Genomic DNA, 8572 nt, shown 5'->3' with positions numbered 1-8572 from the left:
GGCCGGCGGCGCCCGGCCCGCGCGGCGCCCGGCGGCCGCGAACCGCCGCCCGACCTCCTCCGGCCGCCGCCCCACCTCCGCGCACGCCTCCATGACCCAGTCCTGATCGAGGACGGTCAGCAGCTCCTGAGCGTCCATCACCGGCTCCCTTCCCCGGCGGAGCGTTCCGCCGCACGGAGGAACGCGATCGAGCGGGCGGCGACCTCAGGCGCCGCGTGCGAGTGCCGGGGGAGTTCGACCGCCACCAGCCCGGTGTAGCCGCAGGCGGCAAGGGTGGCCAGGACGGGCGGGAAGTCGATCTCCCCGGTGCCGAGCTCCAGATGCTCGTGCACACCCCGGCGCATGTCGTCGATCTGCACGTTCACCAGGTGCTCGGCGACGGACTCCACACAGCCGGGCACGGGGTCCGGCTCCAGGCAGCGGCAGTGCCCGATGTCGAGGGTGAGCCCGAAACCCTCGGGGCGGCCGAGCGCGTCACGCAGCCGTCGCCAGTCCGCGATGGTCGCCACCAGCATCCCCGGCTCCGGCTCGAAGCCGAGCGGTACCGTCGCGGCGTCCAGCAGGTGCGCGCAGCCGTCCACGAGCCGTTCCCAGGCCAGGTGGTCCGGGACGGAGGCGGGCCGTACCCCGGCCCACAGTGAGAGGGCTTCGGCGCCGAGGTCGGCGGCGACGGCGGCGCCCCGCCGCAGGAAGTCCAGCCGCAGGTGGCCGTCGTCGTGCAGCAGGGTGGGGGCGTGCTTGTGCCAGGGGTCGAGCAGGTAGCGGGCGCCGGTTTCGACGACCACGCCGAGTTGGAGATCGCGCAGCCGGTCCGCGACGGCCGCGACCCGCCGGGCCGCTCCGGGCGCATAGGGATCCAGGTGATCGTGGTCGAGGGTCAGGGCCACCCCGTCGTACCCGAGCGCGGCTATGACGTCCAGCGCGTCCTCCAGCCGGTGGTCGGCGAATCCGTTGGTGCCGTACCCGAACCGCAGCGCCCGCGGCGCGGTCGCTCCAGCCGCCCCGACGGCGGTGCTCGCTGCGGCTCCTTCGGTCGTGCCCCTCGTGCTCGCGCCGGTCATGTCGGTGACACCTTCGTGGCGAGGATCCTGCTCAGAGGCGCTGCCGCGGCCACGGCCAGTCCGGCGCCCTCCGCGCCGGCGTGCGCGGTGAGCGCGCCCTGCAGCGCGGGCAGCGCGGTGATCCCGCTGCCGACGGCTGCCCGGATGGCGGCGGCGGAGGGGTCGGCGGTGGCGCGGGCCTGGGCGAGGCCGAAGCGTGCGGCGTACCAGGCGGCGAGCGCGTTCTGCGTCCACCCCTGGCGGCGGCAGACGGTCGCGGCCAGGGCGACGGTGGCGGCCAGCGTCCCGGCGGGCAGGTGCGGCCCGGCGCCCGACACCTCGCGCCGGGACAGCAGAGTGAGCAGGTAGGTGTGGGCGCCCACCGTCAGCGCGGCGGGCAGGGCCGCGGGGAGCGCTCCGGCCGCCCGCCCGCGGGGGGAGGCGCCGAGCAGCACGTCGAGCACCCGGCACAGGGCCATCGCCGCAGGGCCCGCCGGAGTGTCCTTGACCGTGATGTCATAGGCCCACACCGCCGCCGCCAGCGCCGCCGCGACCGCACCCGCTCGCGACCCCGCGATCAGCGCCGCCACCGACACGCCCCCGGCGGTGAGCCCGGCGGCGACGCCCAGCGCTGCGCCGGGGGAGACCCGGCCGGACGGGATGGGGCGCTCCGGGCGTTCGACGGCGTCCACGTGGCGGTCGGCCCAGTCGTTGGCGGCCATGCCCGCCCAGTACAGGCAGACCGACGCACAGGCCAGCCCGGCCGTACGGCGGTCGAGCACGCCGGCTGCCGCGGCACCGGCCACCACGTCGCCGGGCACCGACAGCGCCGCCGGCATCCGCACCAGCTCGACCAGATCGCGTACCGCGGGCCGCCCTGATCGCGGGGCCCGCCCGGCCTGGCGGATCACGGCGCTCACCGTGGCCCGCCGGCGACCGGCCCGGGTCCGGTGCGCAGGCCGTCGGCGAAGTCGCACAGCAGGCGCCACTGGTCGGCCAGGGCGTGGGGGACCGGTCCCAGCGGATCCTTGAAGAAGAACGCCAGCTCGGTCAGGGCGCCGGAGCGGCCGTGCTCGTGTGCGGCGGCGGTCAGCCGGGCCAGGTCGAGGACCAGCGGGGCGGCCAGCGCCGAGTCGCATCCGTGCCAGGTGAAGTCCATGCGCATGCGCCGCCCCAGGAAGCCCTCGAACGTCACCAGATCCCAGGCCGTCTTGAAATCGCCGACATCCTCCAGGTAGTCGATGCGGATCTCGCCCTGGGGGACATAACCGAGCGTCTCCCGCAGGACCTTGCTCTTGCTCGCGGCCTTGGCGGCGTTCGGGCCCGGCTGCGCCAGACTGGCGCCGTCACCGCCGCCGAGCAGGTTGGTTCCCGACCAGGTCCGCACCCGCAGGTTGCGCGTCGCGAACATGGGCGCCAGCACCGACTTCACCAGCGTCTCGCCGGTCTTGCCGTCGTGCCCGCCGTACGGCACGCCCTGCCGGAGCGCCAGCTGGTGGAGCGCGGGCAGCCGGGCGCCGGTGGAGGGGGTGAAGTCGACGAACGGGCAGCCCGCGCGGAACGCGGCGTAGGCGGCGAGTGAGCTGGGCGGCAGCACCCCCCGGCCGCCGCCCGGCCGTGTCTCCCGCCCGGCCGTGGGGAGCGGCTCGCGCAGCGCCTCCTCCAGCGCGTCAAGGTCGGCGTGCGCGGGGTGCGGAGCGGGCGCCGGCTCGGTCGTCGCGACGTTGACGACGATGACCCGCCGGAGACGGTGACGCTCCCGGAAGGCCGTCAGGTCTGCTGCCAGCAGCTCCGCCGCCTCGGCCTGGTCGCGCGCCGGGGGCAGCGGCCGCACCTCCCGCTCGACCGCCGCCAGTTCCTCCTCCAGCGCCCGCACCGGTCCGGCCGGGAGCACACCCGCATCGGCCAGCGCCTGCGCCTTCTTCACCAGCGACAGCGAGGAGACGTCGTGCCCGCCGAAGGCCAGCTCGGCCAGAGCGGGCAGGGGCGCTCCGCTGAGCTGCGGAAGTTCGGTGACGCAGCCGGTCGGCTCGGCCAGCCCGGCCCGGATGGCGAGCGCCCCCACGACGCCGGTCACCGCGACCGAGCCGCGGCCTCCGACGAGCCATACTCCTGTGGTCATCTGAATTGAACTGCGATCAAGATCGACGCTGGTCACTACATCCGCTCTCTGCCGGGGACGATGGCGCTGAGCCTTCAGCCGTGGGTCCATTTCTGGTTGGTGCCGCCGTTGCAGGTCCAGATCTGGGCCTTGGTGCCGTTGGCGGTGCCGGCGCCGGAGACGTCCAGGCACTTGCCGGCGGCGACGGCCGTGATGGTGCCGTCCGAGTTGGTGCGCCATTTCTGGTTGTTCTGGCCGTTGCAGTCCCAGATGATCACGGCTGTGCCGTCCGCCGTACCTCCTCCGTTGACGTCCAGGCACTTGCCGCCGTACACGCGCAGCTCACCCGCGCTCGTGGATGTCCACTGCTGGTTGGGCTGCCCGTTGCAGTCCCAGATCTGCGTCTGCGCGCCGTTGGCCTGGGAGGCGCCGCTGACGTCCAGGCACCGGCCCGAGCCCACGCCCTGGAGCGCCTGCGTCGCCGCTGGAGGGCCCGGGGGCAGGAGGGTGATGGTGAAGGCGTCGTCGGCGTTGAGGTGCGAGAGGTTGACCGTCGTGCCGTTGCCGGACAAGGTGACGTTGGAGTCCTGGACGGTGACCGGGCCGGAGACCGCCCCGCCGCCGTTGTAGGGGATGCGCTCGACGACCACCCGCACCTGGTTGTTCTGCACGACGCCGCTGGTGGTGTCCAGGCGCTGCAGGTCGACGGCGATGTTGCCCGTCGTGCTGCCGCCGCCGACCAGGATCTTGGCGTTCCCGTCGGCCTTGGTGGCGAACGCGTCGTAGGACCTGCTGGGGGTGCTGGAGGCGATCTGACCGGTCTGCGACCCGTAGAAGCGGTAGACCCACCATTCGCCCCTGGGCTGGTACTGACCCGACGAGTCGCGGACGAGCAGATTGGCGAGATCGTTGTGCAGGTTCGCGCCGCCGGCCCAGTTGGCGCGCAGGCCGTCCGCACCGGCCCGCTCCAGACGCGCGATGTACCAGGATCCGTCACCCGGGTTCTGCTCGTTGGACGCGCCGTACTCGTTGATCTGGTACGGCCGCGGATGGGGGATCGCGCGCGAGCCGAGCGTGGTGTCGGCCGTGGCCGCGTTCGCCACCGGGTCGCCGGGCAGGGAGTGCCAGCTGACGATGTCGGGGACCACGTCGCCGGCCTTGACGTAGTCGAGGTACTGGGTCCACCAGCCGCTCGTCGCCGGCACGCAGGCGCAGCTCGGCCCGACGATCAGGTGCGTCGGGAAGGCGGCCCGGATGCGCTGGTAGGCCCGCTTCCACATGGCGAAGTACTGCGACTGCGGACGGTTCCAGAACAGGGTGATGTTGGGCTCGTTCCAGAGGTCCCACTCCACCGGGGCGCCGGTCGCCCGCACGTCGTCGATGAGGCGGGTGAGGAAGGCGTCGTAGTCGGTCCAGTCCCCGTTGTCGCCCGGGAAGCGGGAGATCGGGTAGCCGTCGGCGCCCCACAGGTCGTGGACCAGCAGGACGAACTCGCCGCCCAGCGCCCTCGTGCGCAGCAGCTGGGCGCGGGTGGCGTTCCACCGGCGGTCGTACCTGCCCGACACCCAGCCGCCGGGGCTGTCGAGCTGCGCCCCGCCGGCCCGCATGTACCGGAACTTCACGTCCGTGAAGAAGCGGTCCGGGGGACCGGACCCGTTCTCGGTCATCCCGTAGATCCATCCGGAGGCCCGGTGGGTGGGAGAGCCGCCCGCGACGGAGAAGTTCACGCTGATCGACTCGTCCGCCGCCTGAGCCGGCCCGGCGGACGAGAGGACCGATGCGGCGACGAGCGCACCGATGGACAGCAGCGCTGCCAGACGGCGGCGGCGTCCGCGCCGCCTGCTACCCAGGACGTCCATGCGCATTCCTTCGGCAGGGGGGCGGGCGGCCCGGCTCCGTGGGGGAGCCGGGCGGCCGTGCGCCCCGGGGAGGGTGTCGTGGGTGACGGGGTCAGGTGCGGGTCCACTGCTGGTTGGCGCCGCCGTGGCAGGTCCACAGGACCGCCTTCGTGCCGTTGGCGGTCCCGGCCCCGGAGGCGTCCAGGCACAGCCCGGACTGCACGCCGGTGACGCTGCCGTCGGCGTTGACGCTCCACTGCTGGTTGGCCCCGCCGGTGCAGTCCCAGATGACGACCTGGGTGCCGTTGGCGGTGCCCTGGCCGTAGGCGTCCAGGCACTTGGTGCCGTAGACCCGGAGCTCCTTGGCGGGGGTCGGTGTCCACTGCTGGTTGGCGCCGCCGTTGCAGTCCCACAGCGCCACCTGGGTGCCGTTCGTCTGGGAGAGGGAAGGGACGTCCAGGCACCTGCCGGCGTTGACGTTGCGCAGGACGCCGCTCGCCCCGGGGGTCGCCCTGATCGGCCCGTTGAAGGTCAGCTTCACCACGTAGGCCAGAGCGGAGTACGGCTGGCTGGGCAGAGTGAGGCGCAGGCCGTTGGAGTCCTGGGTGCGCGTCGGCAGGTCGATGTACGTGCCGGCGGTGTTGCCGATCATCTCGGCCCTGCCCAGGTTGGACAGGTCGACCCGGCCGCTCGCCAGGGACGCGAGGTTGAGGGTGGCGCCGTTGCCGGGCCAGCCGAGCACGGTCGCGTACAGGACGGTGTTGTCCTTGCTGCGGGTGTACCGGATGTCCTGGGCCGTGCCGGCGCGGGGGGTGGTGAACGAGCCGCCGCCCATCTTGGTGGGGCCTTCGCCGTAGGTGGTCCAGGCGCGGGTGGAGTAGATCGACTCGCCGTTGCGCCTGAGGTAGGTCCCGATGGCGTTCAGGATGCCCTTCTGGTCCTGCGGGACGGTGCCGTCGATCATGGGGGAGACGTTGAGCAGCATGTTGCCGTTCTTGCTCACCCGGTCGATCAGCGAGTGGAGCATCGCGGGCGCGCTGTAGTAGCCGATCCCGTCGGTGTAGGACCAGCTGGAGCTGCTGATGGCGTCGTCGGTCAGCCAGTAGGGGTACTGGATGCCGGCGGGGCCGCCGCGCTCGTAGTCGAAGACCTCGCCCTTGTTGTTGAAGCCGTCCTTGTAGGTGGCCACGACCTCCTTGCCCCACGCGTTGGCCTGGTTGTAGTAGTACGACAGGAAGGCGAGCCGCTTGGCCTCGTCGACGCGGGTGAGGTTGAAGTCCTGCCAGAGGATGTCGGGCTGGGCCTTGTCGACGACCTCCTTCAGCTTGTCGTACCAGAGTTGGTTCTGCGCGGCCGGGCCGAGCTGTCCGTAGAGCTTCTTCAGCGACGTGGTGGGCTGCGCCGGCACGTGGTCGTAGTAGCCGGTGAAGTTGTACGCGTGGTGCATCGCGACCAGCAGCTTCATGTTCCTGCCGCGGATCGCGTCGGCGAACAGCCGCAGCAGGTCCAGCTTGGGTCCTCGGCCGGCCGAGTTCCACTCGTTGACCTGGCTGTCCCACATGGAGAAGCCGTCGTGGTGCTCGGCGACCGGGCCGGCGAACTTGGCTCCGGAGTCGGCGAACAGCTGCGCCCACTCGTTCGGGTCGAAGTTGCCGCCCGCGGACTTGAGCTTGGGCGCGAACTGGACCCAGTTGCCGGCCTTGTCGCGCGAGCCGTCGATGAAGTTGTGGTATGGCCATGCCGAGGGATCGCCGTAGACGCTCTTGTGGTGGTTGTTCTCCGCGGAGCCGCCGACGTACATGTTGCGCGGGTACCACTCGCTGCCGAAGGCGGGCGTGGCGAAGGCTCCCCAGTGGAAGTAGATGCCGAACTTCGCGTCCTGGAACCATTCCGGCGCGGCCGGATGCTGGTCCACGGACGCCCACGTGGGCTCGTAGACGGAGGGGGCGGCCGTGGCGGAGCCGGCGAGGGCGGGCGCCGTGAGGAGGGCTCCGGCGAGCAGGGTGGCGCCGGCGAGGGCGGTGCGCCTGCGGAGTGCCGACAGCTTGGTGGGGGGCACGCTGTCTCCTGGTGTTGGCCATCGGATGGAGCGGGGAAGGTCTCGGGCACGCCGAGCTTGAGGGCGTCCGGCGGACGCCCTCGGCCGGCTCGGTCAGGCGCGGGTCCACTTCTGGTTGGTGCCGCCGTGGCAGGTCCAGATCTGGGCCTTGGTGCCGTTGGCGGTGCCGGCGCCGGCCACGTCCAGGCACTTGTTCGCCCCGACGGCCGTGATGGTGCCGTCGGCGTTGGTGCGCCACTTCTGGTTGGGCTGGCCGTTGCAGTCCCAGATGATCACGGCTGTGCCGTCGGCGGTGCCGGCGCCGTTGACGTCCAGGCACTTGCCGCCGTACACGCGCAGCTCACCCGCGCTCGTGGACGTCCACTGCTGGTTGTTCTGGCCGTTGCAGTCCCAGATCTGCGTCTGCGCGCCGTTGGCCTGGGAGGCGCCGCTGACGTCCAGGCACCGGCCCGACGCCGCACCCCGGATCGCGCTCGTGGGCGGAGGCGTGGGCGAGGTGGTGGGGGTCGGCGAGGGAGAGGGGTCGCTTCCGAACTGGGTGAAGAACGTCCACACCTCCGCGGAGGTCCAGGTCCTCCAGCCGCCACAGGTGCACCCGTCGATCGGGCCGGGATCGTGACCTCCGTCGAACGCGGCCCAGACCACCGGATATCCGGCCCGGCAACCCGCGTAGGCGGTGACGACGTGCGTCATGCTGCCGGCCGCCGGCTCGGGAGGGTTCTGCGGGGTGCAGCCGTTGTTCCTGACGAACGTGTCACGCAGCGAGCGCCCGGATGAGATGGGCAGCACGTTGTCCCTGAGGCCGTGGAGCCCCATGTAGGCGACGGGTTGCGTGCCGCCGCCGCACCCGCTGAGGTTCGCGCCGGAATAGACCGCGACCGCGCGGAAGACCGTCGGCCGGGCACAGGCGAGTGCGTACGTCATCGCCCCGCCGTAGCTGAATCCCGAAGAGAAGATCTGCGTCGTGTCGACGCACAGGCCCGCTTCGATCTGCCGGGTCATGTCGTCGACGAAGGTGACGTCCTGGCCGCCGGAGTTGGCCCAGCCGTTGTTGATGCCCTGGGGCGCGACGAAGATCGTGCTGTTGTTCGCGTTGTCCGCCAGTCGCCGCAGTCCGTAGTACGACCAGTTGTACCCATCGGTTCCGCCCGAGTCGACATCATTGGCGGTGCCGCCGACCCAGTGGAACCCGAAGATCAGCCGGTAGGGGTGGTTGCTGTCGTAGTTGGCCGGGACGCGCAGGATGTAGCTGCGGTTCTGGCCGCCGCTCACCAGTGAGTGCGTACCGCTCACCAGCGCCGGGGCCTTGCCGCAGCCGGCGGTCGCCGCAGCCGCGACGGTCCCGCGCGCGGCCGGCGTGGCTCCGCCTAATGCCGTACCCGCGGCTCCCAGGACGATGAGCGCCGCCACGGCGATGGCGGTGACCAAGGATGTGTGCCTCACGTCACGCAGCTTCCTTCCGGGTTCGGCGAGCGTGCTTCTCCATGACATGCGCGGTATTCGCGGGCGGCGCCACGAGGGGCCGATGAGAAGG

General features: G+C 72.1%; 6 protein-coding genes. All 6 read right to left on the bottom strand.

Annotation, left to right across the window (positions count from 1 at the left end; all coding sequences use genetic code 11):
- Positions 1–137: 137 nt before the first annotated feature.
- A complete protein-coding gene (locus MTP10_RS24410; protein WP_310711937.1) occupies positions 138–1061 on the bottom strand; it encodes a sugar phosphate isomerase/epimerase family protein in 924 nt (307 codons plus the stop codon).
- On the bottom strand, positions 1058–1951 hold the full coding sequence (locus MTP10_RS24405; protein ID WP_310711936.1) for an SCO3242 family prenyltransferase: 894 nt from the start codon (positions 1949–1951) through the stop codon (positions 1058–1060). Before MTP10_RS24405 ends, MTP10_RS24410 begins: the two co-directional genes overlap by 4 nt.
- 5 nt (positions 1952–1956) lie before the next feature.
- On the bottom strand, positions 1957–3162 hold the full coding sequence (locus MTP10_RS24400) for an inositol-3-phosphate synthase (RefSeq protein WP_310711935.1): 1206 nt from the start codon (positions 3160–3162) through the stop codon (positions 1957–1959).
- 74 nt (positions 3163–3236) lie between these two features.
- On the bottom strand, positions 3237–5000 hold the full coding sequence (locus MTP10_RS24395) for a lectin (RefSeq protein ID WP_310711934.1): 1764 nt from the start codon (positions 4998–5000) through the stop codon (positions 3237–3239).
- A gap of 91 nt (positions 5001–5091) precedes the next feature.
- On the bottom strand, positions 5092–7038 hold the full coding sequence (locus tag MTP10_RS24390) for an alpha-L-fucosidase (protein WP_310711933.1): 1947 nt from the start codon (positions 7036–7038) through the stop codon (positions 5092–5094).
- A 93-nt stretch (positions 7039–7131) separates the two neighbouring features.
- Positions 7132–8481, bottom strand: a complete 1350-nt coding sequence (locus MTP10_RS24385; protein ID WP_310711932.1) for a lectin — start codon at positions 8479–8481, stop codon at positions 7132–7134.
- Between the last annotated feature and the right edge of the window lie 91 nt (positions 8482–8572).

The organism is Nonomuraea sp. 3-1Str (assembly GCF_031570565.1).
Lineage (GTDB): Bacteria > Actinomycetota > Actinomycetes > Streptosporangiales > Streptosporangiaceae > Nonomuraea.
This window is presented reverse-complemented; position numbering and strand designations above follow the sequence as displayed.